Origin of the sequence: Streptomyces sp. MS19 (assembly GCF_047200595.1) — a bacterium.
Lineage (GTDB): Bacteria > Actinomycetota > Actinomycetes > Streptomycetales > Streptomycetaceae > Streptomyces.
Genome location: NZ_JBJZOH010000007.1, coordinates 154,228 through 167,333 on the forward strand (window position 1 = coordinate 154,228; position 13,106 = coordinate 167,333).

14 protein-coding genes and 3 pseudogenes are annotated in these 13,106 nt (G+C 68.3%); 7 read left to right on the forward strand and 10 right to left on the reverse strand.

From position 1 onward, the window contains the following. The first annotated feature begins 109 nt into the window (after window positions 1–109). Together dnaE and ACL02R_RS10355 are read left to right on the forward strand one after the other, a co-directional pair. Window positions 110–3,709, forward strand: a complete 3,600-nt coding sequence (gene dnaE, locus ACL02R_RS10350; RefSeq protein ID WP_412796552.1) for a DNA polymerase III subunit alpha — start codon at window positions 110–112, stop codon at window positions 3,707–3,709. 26 nt (window positions 3,710–3,735) lie between these two features. Next, window positions 3,736–4,059: a DUF6300 family protein gene (locus ACL02R_RS10355; protein WP_412796620.1), complete on the forward strand. Its 324-nt coding sequence runs from the start codon at window positions 3,736–3,738 to the stop codon at window positions 4,057–4,059. Window positions 4,060–4,113: 54 nt separating this feature from the next. Here ACL02R_RS10355 and ACL02R_RS10360 read toward each other — a convergent pair whose 3' ends face one another. Beyond that, on the reverse strand, window positions 4,114–5,451 hold the full coding sequence (locus ACL02R_RS10360; RefSeq protein ID WP_412796553.1) for an asparagine synthase-related protein: 1,338 nt from the start codon (window positions 5,449–5,451) through the stop codon (window positions 4,114–4,116). Window positions 5,452–5,735: 284 nt separating this feature from the next. Then, on the reverse strand, window positions 5,736–5,858 hold the full coding sequence (locus ACL02R_RS10365; RefSeq protein ID WP_412796554.1) for a hypothetical protein: 123 nt from the start codon (window positions 5,856–5,858) through the stop codon (window positions 5,736–5,738). A 186-nt stretch (window positions 5,859–6,044) separates the two neighbouring features. On the opposite strand from ACL02R_RS10365, the pseudogene ACL02R_RS10370 reads away from it, so the two are divergent. Continuing rightward, window positions 6,045–6,203 (forward strand): annotated as a pseudogene (locus ACL02R_RS10370) (NUDIX hydrolase); the annotation flags it as partial. Then, on the forward strand, window positions 6,200–6,613 hold the full coding sequence (locus tag ACL02R_RS10375) for an NUDIX hydrolase (protein ID WP_412796555.1): 414 nt from the start codon (window positions 6,200–6,202) through the stop codon (window positions 6,611–6,613). The pseudogene ACL02R_RS10370 and the gene ACL02R_RS10375, both read left to right, overlap by 4 nt. 102 nt (window positions 6,614–6,715) lie before the next feature. Here the strand turns inward: ACL02R_RS10375 and ACL02R_RS10380 are convergent. From ACL02R_RS10380 to ACL02R_RS10405, 6 genes and pseudogenes are all read right to left on the reverse strand, one after another. Further along, a pseudogene (locus tag ACL02R_RS10380) lies at window positions 6,716–6,865 on the reverse strand (DUF397 domain-containing protein); the annotation flags it as partial. Between the two features lie 356 nt (window positions 6,866–7,221). After that, entirely contained in the window at window positions 7,222–7,860 is a 639-nt protein-coding gene (locus ACL02R_RS10385; RefSeq protein WP_412796556.1) for a DUF6879 family protein, read from the reverse strand. Next, window positions 7,847–8,035, reverse strand: a pseudogene (locus ACL02R_RS10390) (hypothetical protein); the annotation flags it as partial. The gene ACL02R_RS10385 and the pseudogene ACL02R_RS10390, both read right to left, overlap by 14 nt. 259 nt (window positions 8,036–8,294) lie before the next feature. Next, on the reverse strand, window positions 8,295–8,513 hold the full coding sequence (locus ACL02R_RS10395) for a DUF397 domain-containing protein (protein ID WP_412796557.1): 219 nt from the start codon (window positions 8,511–8,513) through the stop codon (window positions 8,295–8,297). Between the two features lie 74 nt (window positions 8,514–8,587). Then, window positions 8,588–8,806, reverse strand: a complete 219-nt coding sequence (locus ACL02R_RS10400; protein WP_412796558.1) for a DUF397 domain-containing protein — start codon at window positions 8,804–8,806, stop codon at window positions 8,588–8,590. Further along, the gene (locus tag ACL02R_RS10405; RefSeq protein ID WP_412796559.1) at window positions 8,803–9,630 is read right to left on the reverse strand and encodes a helix-turn-helix domain-containing protein; all 828 of its coding nucleotides are present in this window, start codon (window positions 9,628–9,630) and stop codon (window positions 8,803–8,805) included. The genes ACL02R_RS10400 and ACL02R_RS10405 overlap by 4 nt, the downstream gene beginning before the upstream one ends. A gap of 399 nt (window positions 9,631–10,029) precedes the next feature. Here ACL02R_RS10405 and ACL02R_RS10410 point away from each other — a divergent pair, with 399 nt between their 5' ends. The 3 genes from ACL02R_RS10410 to ACL02R_RS10420 all read left to right on the forward strand — a co-directional run bounded on the left by ACL02R_RS10410 (window position 10,030) and on the right by ACL02R_RS10420 (window position 11,350). Then, complete coding sequence (locus ACL02R_RS10410) at window positions 10,030–10,440, forward strand: hypothetical protein (protein ID WP_412796560.1); 411 nt, start codon at window positions 10,030–10,032, stop codon at window positions 10,438–10,440. A gap of 38 nt (window positions 10,441–10,478) precedes the next feature. Next, the gene (locus ACL02R_RS10415) at window positions 10,479–10,781 is read left to right on the forward strand and encodes a hypothetical protein (RefSeq protein ID WP_412796561.1); all 303 of its coding nucleotides are present in this window, start codon (window positions 10,479–10,481) and stop codon (window positions 10,779–10,781) included. Between the two features lie 185 nt (window positions 10,782–10,966). After that, window positions 10,967–11,350, forward strand: a complete 384-nt coding sequence (locus ACL02R_RS10420) for a cold-shock protein (RefSeq protein ID WP_398846157.1) — start codon at window positions 10,967–10,969, stop codon at window positions 11,348–11,350. A 158-nt stretch (window positions 11,351–11,508) separates the two neighbouring features. Here the strand turns inward: ACL02R_RS10420 and ACL02R_RS10425 are convergent, their stop codons facing one another. Next, window positions 11,509–12,360: a 1,4-dihydroxy-6-naphthoate synthase gene (locus ACL02R_RS10425; RefSeq protein ID WP_412796562.1), complete on the reverse strand. Its 852-nt coding sequence runs from the start codon at window positions 12,358–12,360 to the stop codon at window positions 11,509–11,511. Beyond that, entirely contained in the window at window positions 12,357–13,103 is a 747-nt protein-coding gene (locus ACL02R_RS10430) for a futalosine hydrolase (protein WP_412796563.1), read from the reverse strand. The genes ACL02R_RS10425 and ACL02R_RS10430 overlap by 4 nt, the downstream gene beginning before the upstream one ends. Between the last annotated feature and the right edge of the window lie 3 nt (window positions 13,104–13,106).

Sequence of the window (13,106 nt, forward strand, 5' to 3'; positions counted from 1 at the left end):
GCAACCAGGAGTCAGCGTACGGGCCACGCTCCCCGGCCGACTGACCGTGCGACTCCCTCGGGCCCGGACTAAGGTGGGCATCTCGTATCCCCTCGGAGGTGCCGGGCTCGTGCCGGATTCGTTCGTTCACCTGCACAATCACACTGAGTACTCGATGCTGGACGGCGCTCAGAAGCTGAAGCCGATGTTCGCCGAGGTGGCCAGACAGGGCATGCCCGCCGTGGCGATGAGTGACCACGGCAATATGTTCGGGGCCTATGAGTTCCAGCAGGTCGCCAAGGGCTTCGACGGTGTGAAGCCCATCATTGGCATCGAGGCGTACGTCGCGCCTTCCTCACGCCGGAACCGAAAGCAGGAGTTCTGGGGACCCGGTGGGCGGCGGGCGATGAGTGACGATGGTGAGGGGTCGAAGGACGTTTCCGGTGGTGGCCGGTTCACTCACATGACAATGTGGGCCCGGAACGTGCAGGGCTTGCGGAATCTGTTCCACCTGTCCACCGAGGCGTCATACACGGGACAGTTCCCCTCGGGCAAGCCCCGCATGGACATGGAGCTGATCGGCGAGCACGCCGAGGGGATCATCGCGACGACCGGCTGTCCGTCAGGGGCGGTGCAGACGCGGCTGCGGCTGAACCAGTACGACGAGGCTCGGCAGGTCGCCGGCCAGTACCAGGAGATCTTCGGCCGGGAGAACTACTTTCTGGAGCTGATGGATCACGGCCTCGGTATCGAGCGGGAAGTCAGGGAAGGGCTGCTGCGGCTGGCAAAGGACCTGAGCATCCCACTGCTGGCCACGAACGACGCGCACTACATCACCGAGGACCAGGCCGACGCCCATGACAACCTCCTGTGTATCGGGGTCGGCAAGAACAAGGACGACCCGAACCGTTTTCGGTTCAACGGGTCCGGCTACTACTTGAAGACCGCCGCCCAGATGCGCGAGCTGTTCAGCGAGCTGCCGGAAGCCTGCGACAACACACTGCTGATCGCGGAGCGTGTCGAGTCGTACGACGAGGTGTTCGACTACGTCGATGAGATGCCGCAGTACCCGGACGTCCCGGAGGGCGAGACGCAGGAGTCCTGGCTTCGCAAGGAAGTGCTGCGGGGCTTGGCCATGCGCTATGGCGACCCGATCCCGCAGGAGGTCATGGAGCGGTTCGAGACCGAGATGTCGGTCATCGGCCCGATGGGCTTTTCTTCTTACTTTCTCGTGGTGGCCGACATCTGTCGTCACGCCCGGGAGAACGGCATCCCGGTCGGCCCGGGGCGTGGCTCGGCGACCGGCTCGATCGTGGCCTACGCCACCCGGATCACCGAGCTGTGCCCGCTGGAACACGGCCTGCTCTTCGAACGCTTCCTCAACCCTGAGCGCATCAACCCGCCGGATGTCGATCTCGACTTCGACGACCGTCAGCGCGACCAGATGGTGCGGTACGTCACCGACAAGTACGGCGACGCGTACACCGCGATGGTGAACACGTTCGGCAAGATCAAGGCCAAAAACGCGATCAAGGACTCGTCCCGCATCCTTGGTTTTCCTTTCTCTCACGGTGAGCGCATCACCAAGGCGCTGCCGCCGGACGTGCAGGGTAAGTCCATTCCGTTGAGTGGGATCTGGGACAAGGACCATCCGCGCTACGGAGAGGCCGGCGAGATCCGCACCCTGTACGAGAACGAGCCGGACGTGAAGCGGGTGATGGACACCGCGCGCGGAGTGGAGGGTCTGACCCGTGGTACCGGTGTGCATGCCGCTGCGGTGATCCTGTCGAAGACACGGCTGACCGATCGCATCCCGTTGCACATGCGCGCGGCGGATGGGGTGAAAATCACCGGCTTCGACTATCCGTCCTGCGAGAACATGGGTCTCGTCAAGATGGACTTTCTGGGGTTGCGGAACCTCGGCGTCATCGATCACGCCATCACCAACATCCGTGAGAACCGGGGCGTGAACCTGGCGACCGTGGACCCGATGAACGGCGACGACTCGACCGTCATCATCCCGTTGGATGATGCCAGGACGTACCGGCTGCTGGCGGACGGCAACACGTTCGGCGTCTTCCAGCTCGACGGCGGCGGTATGCGGGCGCTGCTCAAGCTCATGGAGCCGACCCGGTTCGAGGACATCGCCGCCGCCATCGCCCTGTACAGGCCGGGCCCTATGGCTGCGAACGCGCACACGAACTACGCGCTGCGCCAGAACGGCAAGCAGGAACACACCCCTATCCACCCGGAGCTGAAGGAAGCGCTCGACCCGATTCTCGGCTCCACACACCATCTCCTGATCTATCAGGAGCAGATCATGGCCATCGCGAGGCAGCTCGCTGGCTACACCCTGGGCGGCGCGGACATGCTGCGCCGGGCCATGGGCAAAAAGAAGCCGGAAGTGCTGGCCGCCGAATGGGAGAAGTTCCACGGCGGCATGCGGGACAACGGGTACAGCGACGAATCGATCCAGGCCCTGTGGGACGTCATGCTGCCGTTCTCCGGCTATGCGTTCAACAAGTCGCACACCGCCGGGTACGGCCTCGTCGCGTACTGGACCGCTTATCTGAAGGCGAACTATCCGGCCGAGTACATGGCTGCCCTGCTCACCTCAGTTGGAGACGACAAGGACAAGGCCGCCATCTACCTCGCCGATGCCCGCGCCAACGGGGTCAACGTCCTCCAGCCCGATGTCAACGAGTCCATCGCCCAGTTCACCGCCGTCGGAGACGACGTACGGTTCGGGATGCGCGCGGTCCGCAACGTCGGTGACAACGTGATCGACGCGATCGTGAAAGCCCGGCGGGAGCGGGGCAAGTTCGCCGACTTCGCCGACTTCCTCGACAAGGCCGACTTGCCCGCGCTGAACAAGCGGGCAGTGGACTCGCTGATCAAGGCGGGTGCGTTCGACTCGCTCGGGCAGTCACGCAAGGGTCTGGCCGCCATCCACGAGGACGCCATTGACGCGGTGATCCCGGTGAAGAAGGCGGCGGCCTTCGGCCAGGACGACCTCTTCGCGGGCCTGGGTGGGGACAGCGCGGAGCAGGGCCGCGCGTTCGGACTCGACTTTCCGGTGGACGAAGGCGAGTGGCCGCGCAGGCAACTCCTCGCGACCGAACGGGAGATGCTCGGCCTGTACGTCTCGGCGCACCCGCTCGACGGCGCCGAGCACATTCTCTCCTCGGCGCGGGACTGCTCCATCACCGAACTGCACACCTCTGGCCGGACGAGCGGGGAGGTGCAGCTCGCCGGGCTGATCAGCGGCATCCAGCGGAAGATGACCAAGCAGGGCAATCCGTGGGCCATCGTCCAGCTCACCGACCGGGACGGCACGATCGAGGTTTTGTTCTTCCCCGCCTCCTACCAGCTCGTGTCCCACACCTTGGTCGAGGACAACGTGATCAGCGTGAAAGGAAGAATCGAGGACCGCGACGGCACCTTGAACGTGTTCGGCCGGGAGCTGTCCGTTCTCGATGTGACCTCGGCGGAGCACGGCGGACGTCCGCCCGTGCAACTCGAACTGCCGTGGAACAAGCTGAGCGAGCAGGCCGTGTGGGAGTTGAAGCGCATCCTCCAGGCGCACCCGGGCGACTCCCCTGTCCACGTCCGGGTACGCGGGGTGCGGAAGACAACGCTGTACGCGCTGGAGGCACGGGTGGACCCCACGGGCATCGCCTCCGACGTGAAAGCCACGTTCGGCGCTGACGCGTGGGCTGGAGTCTTGTGACGGAACACGCCGACCGGTTGCCGGACGTGGAGTTGCGGACGAGCCTTGCCCGCGACTGCGCGGCGTGCGGAGAGCGAGTGTTGCTCACCGCCCGGTTCGCCCACGCGTGGACGAACCGGTCCGGTCGGCGTGTCAGCGGTGTCAGGGAAGTCGCGCTGTGCGGCTGTACCAGCGCCTCGCCCGAAGCGCGGCTTCTCCTGGCACTGATCGCCGTGGAGGACGGCCCGGACTGGGCGAATCTGCCCGCGTTCGCGGAACTCCTCGACAACTGGCTGCGGAGCGTGCAGGCGGCGCCTGATCCCGACGCGCTCCGCTCGGAGGAGGAGCAGTGGCACGCGGGCGAACTGTGAACCGCGTGGGGTGCGGCGCCTCCGGACGGACCACGTCGCGCTCCCCGGAGCGCGTCAGGTCAGCGACCAGGACCGGGCCGCGACCTCCAGCATCAAGGGCCGGTACAGGCGCCGTGCACGGCCGGCGTCACCCCGTGCCTGGCGGATGGAGCGCCGTACGGCCACCTCGTCCAGCAGACCGGCCCGTCCGAGCCGTGAGCCGTCCATCAGGTTCTCCAGAAGCGGCAGCCCGTGTACGGCCATCGCCTGCTCAAGATCTGCCGCGAAGTTCTCCCGCAGTGGCGGTTCGGTGACCTCCGCCGACAGTCCGAGGCGTTCCATCCTCACGCGCAGCAGCCGCTTCCTCAGCCGCCACTCCAACGGCAGGGACTCGCCGAACCGCAACAGGCCAGGGTCTGCCAGCGGGCTGACCGGCCACAGTCCGTGGCGCATCGCGACGGGGGAATGCGCCGCCAACCCGCTCAGGGCTGACACCGACAGCACTGAGGCAGGCGCCAGACCGCGACCGATCAGCGGCAGGCTCTCCAGAGCCGTACGGCCCAGTTCCGCACCAGGATCGGGCGTGCGCCACGCCTCCCCGGTCAGCTCGCGCTCCTCAGGACGCAGTGCGAGCAGTTCGTCACCGCCCACTCCGGTCCAGACCCACCGGACGCCCGCCTCGCGCCAGGCTGTGTACAGCACCTCCAGGGCCTCGGTGTAGGCGCCTTCGACACCGACGACCGCGCCGTCGGCACGGGCACCGCCCGGAGCGAACGGCAGGTGCTCGCTCAGTGGCACCAGTATGTCCGTGCCCCAGCCCGCCGCTGCCGCCATCTCAGCCCGGCGGCGACGCTGTTGCTCACCGGGAGGACCGCTCAGGAGTAACGCCCCGATTTGCACAGGAGTTGTCGTGGCGGTGGACAGTGCCTGGGCGACGGTGGAACTGTCGAACCCTCCCGAGCACTCCACCGCGCCACGAGACGCGTCGAACGCGCGCCTGGAAATGATGTCTTTCACCTGGCCGTCGAAGTAGGCCACCGGGTCCGCACCCGGACGGAGCGTGCGCGGAAGGACATGCCGGGCCGGCGAGGGGTAGCGGATGCCCAAGCTGCCTCCTGGCGACCACGTGGCCACCGCACGTTCCGTGAGCCGCCGCACGCCGCACAACAGGCTGCGGCTGGAGTAGTGGGGCCGGTACGTCAGGTACGAAGTAGCCATGACCGGATCAAGCACGGGCGGCCCCTGCACCGACAGCAGGTCAGTGAGATCCCAAGACACGTGCAGGCTTTCCTCGCCGACGCCGAGGTACAGCGGAGCTACACCGTGTGCTCCGGACGTCAATGAGACCGGACCGTCATCCGGTAACCGCACTATGACTGCGGGAAGCGGCCAGGCGCCGGTCTCCTCCAGCACTCTGATTCCCGTCTCCCCCTCCACGGTTCGTACGCGCGGTTCGCCGCTGTGTTGCCGCTCACGAACCACCAGATGGGCACCGTCGTTTCCCCGGACCCAGATCTGTTCTACTGCCAGATGGGGGAACCCCTCGATCCACGAGCCCTCACGCCACCACCGCAGACCATCCCCTTCCCAAGTCCCCGTCGTCTTACCCCTGGTGAGAGACGCTTTGAGCAAGTGTTCTCCTTCCCGGAGTCGCCCATGGGTGGACACCGGAACGGTGTCCACCCATGGGAAACGGTTCAGATGTCGTCTTCCTCCGTCTGTGTGTCCGAGTCGCCGTCCTTCTTGCTGTAGAGCTGGTCGTACGTCGGAACCTCCTCGACAGCCGGGGCCGTGAACAGGGAATCCAGGGGTTGATCCATCGCGGAACTCCTTCCTCGCAGCACAAGAACTACCCAGGCGAGTGGCACAGGAGACCTGGCTCGCATATGTCGTGCCGACAAACGACAGTCACGGTCAGGGAACGGTTCGCATAAGGCGGCCGTATCCGCCGCCGTCACTCCCCGCCGGGGGATGCAGCAACTTTTTGACACGGCGCACGAGCAGCCGAGTACTTCTTCTGTGAGTACCTGGCCGGCGAAGCGGACAACAGGGACCCGGCCGAGAACGTCGATGTGATGTGGGTCCCCGCGAACGAGGTGCCCCGCTTCATCCCCGTCGATACGATCTTCCCACCCATCCTGGCTGTTCTGGAGGAGCAGACATGACGCAGCAGAACGCGGAAGAGCGGCCGGGGGTTGCTGCCGCGATCGTCGTTCATGAAGGGCGTGTGCTGATGGTGCGGCGCCGGGTCAGCGAAGGGGAGCTTTCCTGGCAGTTCCCGGCCGGCAAGATCGAGCCGGGCGAGGAGCGCGAGGTCGCCGCCGTGCGGGAGACCCAGGAGGAGACGGGGCTGACCGTGGAGGCGGTCAAGCTGCTCGGCGAGCGCGTCCATCCCAAGACGGGCCGCCTCATGTCCTACACAGCCTGCCGGATTCTGGGCGGCACAGCTCACGTCGCCGATACCGACGAGCTGGCAGAACTCGCCTGGGTCGCCCACGGCGACATCCCGGAGTACGTGCCCTACGGGCTGTTCGAACCGGTGCAGGAGTACCTCGACGGGGCCCTGCTTCCGTGAGCTGTTCCAGGACGCGGCCGGGTGCTGCCGAGAGGGATGCCGTCGTGTTGGCGACGGCCGGTGGTCGCACGGCGGGACGTGTGGACCACCGGCCGTGGGGCGTCAGTCGGCCAGTTCGCCGGTCCGGACGGCGCCGACGAAGGAACGCCATGCGTGGTCCGTCACGGTGAGGGTGGGGCCCTCGGGGGTCTTGGAGTCACGGACGGGGACGGTGCCCAGGGCGGCGGCCGAGGGGGACCACTCGATGCAGCCGCCGCTGGACGAAGCGTTGTCAGAGGATCCAGCTCAGTGCCCAGTCGGAGACGGGTAATCCGCTCCCACCGTCGTGAGGACTGCGGCACGTCGGCGTTCGCGGACGGCGCGGAGTTCGAGGGTGGTTTCCGCTTGTCGGCGGAAGCGCGGCCGGCTGGCAACGAAGGTGAGAGCGAAGAGCAGGAAGCCCCGCCGCCCGTCCACCGCAGGGGAACGACGGACGGACGGGGCGGTGTGGGAGGTCAGTTCGCAGCCACGCCCAAGCAGGGCGCTGTCACCGGGGCACCGTCGTGTACCGCGTTGGGCCGGCTGGCGGGGATGCGACAGCGGGCATCCCCTTCGGGAACGCTGAGAGATCAGGCGCTTGTGTCAGACCGAGGCCCCGACAGCGCTCCGAACCGTCCTTCCAAATCCGTGACGTGCTCGGCACGGCGGCCCATGAGATAGACCTTGGTGCGCGTGCGCTGCACTTCGTGGACCAACTCGAACCCTTGGGTTCGGTAGTACCTCACCAGCCCGGGGAAGTGGCAGCCACGGCGAACCCAGGTGCGCCCCTGCCCCGCTGCCCGGTTCACAGCCCAGAGCGCCATCACGGTTCCCGGCTTCACATCGCGGTAGGCGGGATCGGTGACGGTCGTGTACAGGTAGTGAGCCGGCTCGTTCAGTTCCTCTTCCGTCGTGTCGAGGATGAAGAATTCCTCACCCGCCGTCATGTTGCGCCGGTAGCCCCAGGAGAGTTCGTACCGCAGGTAGTCGGTGAGGGGGCGGGCGAGGATGTGGACGCGGTACATGCGCTTGCCCGCCCGTACGGCGTCCCCGACCGTCGTCACCCAGCTGTCGGTCCGGTAATTCTCGGGCTGCGGTTCGCCGGCGAGGAAAGCCTGGTACGCCGCCACCCCGCCCGACTTGCCATAGTCGTCCAGCGTCTCCAGCCGGAACGCCTCCCGCTCGAAGTCGTGGAGCCAATCTCCCAGTGTCTTGGATGAGGTTGTCACGCACTGCCTTTCGGATGAGGTCGGCAGGGACCTCGACCAGAGTCTCGTGGGCCGGAACCGTCAGCCCGTGCTCGGCCAACTCAGTGCCCTGGATGGCCAGGGTGCCACGGTCCGTGGCGTAGATGGCCGGGCACTCGCCACTTTCGCACTCGCCCACCAGCCGTGTCAGCTTCATGGTCAGCCCCTCCCACCCGTTGTGTCGTGTCCGATCTTCGCGGCCGTCACCCAGAGGTGCAAGGAGCTTTCGTTTCCGTTACTGGAAACCGGCGTCAGCGCGGTCCGGCGGAGACAAGTGGCGGTCGATGACCGCTAGCTGAGTCGGCGATCCACCGGCGGGAGGGGCGGGCGCGGCTCAGGACGGACCCTCAGGCGCTTCGCTGAAAGGACGGTCGGTGGTCCCACGGTGGGACGTGTGGACCACCGGCCGTGGGGCGTCAGTCGGCCAGTTCGCCGGTCCGGACGGCGCCGACGAAGGAACGCCATGCGTGGTCCGTCACGGTGAGGGTGGGGCCGTGGGGGGTCTTGGAGTCACGGACGGGGACGGTGCCCAGGGCGGCGGCGGAGGGCGACCACTCGATGCACGTTCCGCCGGATGAGGAACTGTACGAGGAGCTTGTCCAGTTGCGGATTGCGTGGGATGGGGTCTCGTTCATGGGGGCTCCTGGCGTTTCGCTGCCGATGGCCGGTGGTTCCACTGTGGGACGTGTGGACCACCGGCCGTGAGTCGTCAGTCGGCCAGTTCGCCGGTCCGGACGGCGCCGACGAAGGAACGCCACGCGCCGGTAGGCACGGTCAGCGTGGGGCCGTGGAGGTTTTTTGAGTCGCGTACTGGGATGAGACCGTGGTGGATCACGGACGGGGAGCACTCGATGCACTCTCCCCCCGCTGATGTGCTGTAGGAGGACCTGACCCACGCGAGTGCTGACTGACCTCGAACCGGGTTCATGACAAGTACTCCTTGCGAATTGTGTCGATGATCGCCAGCGACTCACCGGGGGGACGCGCGTGGGCCATCAGTCGTTCGTACTGCCGCATCCACGCTTCCACGACTGGTGCCACCCGGCAAACTCGGCCGCCTTGCGGATCTTCCGTGTAGAGGATAGATGGCTCGCCGTCAAAGGTCAGCAGAGTAAACGGTGCGGAGTGCACGCCCGCCTCGCCTGCGGAGTTGGGAACCACTTGCACGTCGATGCCGGGGCGCTCGGCGGCGCGCAGGATGTACGCCAACTGTTCTGCCATGACCGCAGATCCACCCACGTGCGCGCGCATGCAAGCCTCATGCAACACGGCCCAGAGCGCTGGTGGCCGATCCTGGTCCAGGATCTCCCTGCGCTTTATGCGAGCCGTGACCTTTTCATGGATTACCTCCTCCGGCACGGACGGATGACCGGCGCGAAAGATGGCATGGGCGTATTCCGGTGTCTGGAGAAGCCCGATGACTGTCGTCGTTGCGAAGCCGAGAATGCCCGATGCCGTCCGCTCCAACTGGACGTACGGCATGAACTGCTGTGGGTGATCGCCCTCCTCCATCCGCTGGCGCATGAGGGCGAACAGGCCGTTGGTGCCGAACGCCTTGTCGCATCCGGCCGCGAACGCGGCGCTGGGGCTGAGCTTTCCGGACTCGACCTGGCTGACGTAGGACTCCGTGTAGCCCGCCGCCTTGCCGAGGTGCTTCTGCGTGAGATTCCGCCCGAGGCGCACGGTGCGGACATCGGCCCCGAAGCGCTGGAGGGGAGTTCTGAAGTCTTCGGAGTCAGGTGCCTCGCTCATGCTGTTGACCTCCTGCTTTGCGCGTGACGCTGACGCTCTTGCTGCTGAGCGCCTTTACGGTTTCGGCTGAAGTGTCGCCAAGAGAAGCACATCTGCGTTGCTCTGGGTACCGGACAACTTGCGGTCGGTGGTTGGCCGCTGGAGTGAGGAGAGGTGCCATGTCACGCAGGGGAATGGCGCGGTGAGCGAGCTGCCCCAAGCCGCCGGGGGGCGGCCGGGGTCGGAGAATGTGGGGGACCAGCGGAAATGTGATGAACCGGTGGTCGGGGACGGCCAGTCGGGTGAGTCGCCCGAGCTGGGGGATATCGCGGAATGTAAGCGGCGGGGCGCTGTCCTGCATGCTGAATTCGAACGTTTGAATGCGGAGATCGTCGCCCACCTGGCCATGTTGAGGCGGCGATGATCGAACCGCGTTATGAGGCTGAAGTCTGGGGCGGCGATGCCGCCAGGAGCGTGCAACTCGGCGCGCACGCCGCTGTTTCGCGGCGGCTCGTCCTGTGGTGGCTGCGCGGTCAGGCGCTGCGGGTGGCGGACGGACTCGATCCCGATCCCGCGCGCGGCCGGTACCCCGGGGCGATGGCCGTTGTCTCCTCGGTGCCTGGCCGGGATGCGCCGACCATGTTGCGGCGGTGGGCGGCGGACCTCGGGCGGCAGGAGCAGGCCGCGTGGTACCTCGCGGCCGGGGTGCAGTTCCGCCTGGCCGTGCAGGACGGCGACGGCTGCTGGTACGTGCTGCTCGCGCGGCAGATGGCGCGGCGGGAGCGGTTCATCGAGAAGAGAGGGAGGAAAGCCGAGTGGGCGGCGATATGACGACGACGCGTGTACGGATGTGTCGCGGGTGGGTGTATGTGCCGGGGAGGCTGGCCGCGTTGCTCGGGGAGCACGCCGAGGAGCTTCCGCCCGGTGTGGTGCGGTGCGAGCTGGCCGCGCATGAAGGCGGTGCGCACCATGTGTACGTGGCGGACCTGGACGGCCCCGACTCCGGCGCGATCTGGGCGGCCTGGCAGTCCGGGCAGCCGCTCGGCCTGACCGTGCTGCCCGACTGCCCGAGCCGCAACGGCCCCCCGGGCGTCCGGCAGGAGGTGTGCTGCTTCTTCGCCGGGCACGGCGGCCCGTGCTCGTGGGACGTCGCCGACCCGCACGGCGGCTGACCGGTCGGCCCGCCGTCCCGGGCGCGGGAGAGGGGCGGCGGGCATACCGGCGGGCGGTTGGGGGCAGTCATCCTCCGAAACGGCCCGGCGGCATCTTGTCACCGGGCCAGGGCCGGTTAGCCTTGGCTGCGAGGCGGGTCCGGCGGCCCGCCGAACTGTTGTGACGAGCGCGAGGACGGGGACACGTGCCTACCGGCAAGGTGAAGTGGTTCAACAGCGAGAAGGGCTTCGGCTTCCTCTCCCGCGACGACGGCGGCGACGTCTTCGTCCACTCGTCCGCCCTGCCCAGCGGCCTCGACACCCTGAAGCCCGGTCAGCGCGTGGAGTTCGGCGTCGTCGCCGGTCAGCGCGGCGACCAGGCGCTGTCCGTCGTCCTGCTGGACCCCGTGCCGTCCGTCGCCGCCGCGCAGCGCCGCAAGCCGGACGAGCTGGCGGGCATCGTGCAGGACCTGACGACGTTCCTCGAAGGCATCTCGCAGCAGCTCGAACGCGGCCGGTACCCCGACAAGGCCAGCGGCCGGAAGGTCGCCGGCATGCTCCGCGCGGTCGCCGACCAGCTCGACGTCTAGTGCTGTGACCGGAAAGGTTCACCGACTCACGACGCCCGGCACGGCCCCTCGCTGCGTTACCGAATCGCGCGAGTACGGCCGAGTACGAGCTGCGATCCGGTGCCTTGCGATGCACCGCACCGAACGCCGTGACCCGGCAAACCTTCCCGGCCACAGCACTAGAACGCGCCCGGCAGCGTGGGCGGCACGAGGTCCTCGGCCGCCGCCCGCGCCAGCAGTTCCCGTACCGCCGCCTGGCCCGTGTCGCCCAGGTCGGCGGTGAACTCGTTGACATACAGCGCGATGTGCTGCTTCGCCACGTCCGGGTCCATCTCCTGCGCGTGCGCCAGCACGTAGTCCGCGCTCGCCGCCGGGTCGGCCCACGCCTGCCGCACCGAGGCGCGGATCGCGTCCGTCACGGCACGCAGCCGCTCCTCGCCCAGCGACCGCTTCGCGATGATCGCGCCGAGCGGGATGGCGTGCCCCGTCGTGTCCTCCCAGAACTCGCCCATGTCCGCCACGCGGTGGAGCCCGTAGTCCTGGAACGTGAAACGCGCCTCGTGGATCACCAGACCGGCGTCCACCCGGCCGTCGCGCACGGCGGGCATGATCTCGTGGAACGGCATCACCCGCACCTCGCCCACCCCGCCCGGCACCCGCGCCGCCGCCCACAGCCGGAACAGCAGGTAGGCCGTCGACTTCACGCTCGGCACCGCGACCGTCCGGCCCGTCAGGTCCTCCGGCGACGCCGCGCCGCGCGTCAGCACCAGCGGGCCGCAGCCCCGGCCGAGCGCGCCGCCGCACGGCAGCAGCGCGTACTCGTCGAGCACGTACGGCAGCACCGCGTACGACACCTTCAGGATGTCGCCCTCGCCGCGCTCGGCCAGCCCGTTCGTGATGTCGATGTCCGCGAACGAGACGTCCACGGGCGGCGCCCCCGGCACCAGGCCGTGCGCCCAGGCGTGGAAGACGAACGTGTCGTTGGGGCAGGGCGAGTAACTGATGCGCAGGGGCGAGGCGTTCACGGTCACGGCTGCTCCTCGTGCAGAGGGTGGTCGTCCACGCCGTCCCGCAGGACGGGGGCGACGGCGGTGAAGGTCCTGGTCAGGGCGGCGAGCGCCTCGGCGACGCGCCAGGCGGCGCGGTCGCGCGGCCCCACCGCGTTCGACACCGCGCGGATCTCCAGGAACGGCAGCCCGTGCAGCACGGCGGCCGACGCGACCCCGAAGCCCTCCATCGCCTCGGCGGCCGCGCCCGGATGCCGGGCGGCCAGCTCGGCGGCGCGGGCTGCCGTACCCGTGACGGTGGAGACGGTCAGCACCGGCGCGAGCACCGCGCCCGCCGTCTCCGCGACGACCCGCGCGAGGGCGGCCGGGGGGTGGTGGACGACGGTGCCGTAGCCGAGCGCCGCCGCGTCGGCGAAGCCCTCGTCCGTCTCCGAGCCGAGGTCGGCGGCCACGACGCGGGAGGCGACGACGCTGCCGCCCACCGGCACCACGTCCGCGAAGCCGCCCGCGATCCCGGCGGACACCACCAGCCCGTAGTCGCCGGGCGCGAGGGCGAGGGCCGTCGCGGTGGCGGCGGCAGCAGCGGCGGGACCGGCGCCGGAGGCGAGCACGTCGAGGGTGACGGGCCCGGTCGGCACGGCCACGTCACGGATGTCCAGGCCGCCGGCGCCCGGCGACGCCTGGCGCCGTACCGCCGCGTCCGCACCGGCGGCGGCCAGCACCGCGTCACGTTCGGCGTCGACCGCCGTCACGACAAGGACACGCATGCC

Bases quoted from the DNA above. Each gene is read 5' to 3' on its own strand.
- ACL02R_RS10430 (WP_412796563.1), bottom strand. From the start codon at position 13,103: ATGCGTGTCCTTGTCGTGACGGCGGTCGACGCCGAACGTGACGCGGTG.
- ACL02R_RS10400 (WP_412796558.1), bottom strand. From the start codon at position 8,806: ATGAACCCGGTTCGAGGTCAGTCAGCACTCGCGTGGGTCAGGTCCTCC.
- ACL02R_RS10405 (WP_412796559.1), bottom strand. From the start codon at position 9,630: ATGAGCGAGGCACCTGACTCCGAAGACTTCAGAACTCCCCTCCAGCGC.
- ACL02R_RS10395 (WP_412796557.1), bottom strand. From the start codon at position 8,513: ATGAACGAGACCCCATCCCACGCAATCCGCAACTGGACAAGCTCCTCG.
- ACL02R_RS10375 (WP_412796555.1), top strand. From the start codon at position 6,200: ATGACGCAGCAGAACGCGGAAGAGCGGCCGGGGGTTGCTGCCGCGATC.
- ACL02R_RS10365 (WP_412796554.1), bottom strand. From the start codon at position 5,858: ATGGATCAACCCCTGGATTCCCTGTTCACGGCCCCGGCTGTCGAGGAG.
- ACL02R_RS10410 (WP_412796560.1), top strand. From the start codon at position 10,030: ATGATCGAACCGCGTTATGAGGCTGAAGTCTGGGGCGGCGATGCCGCC.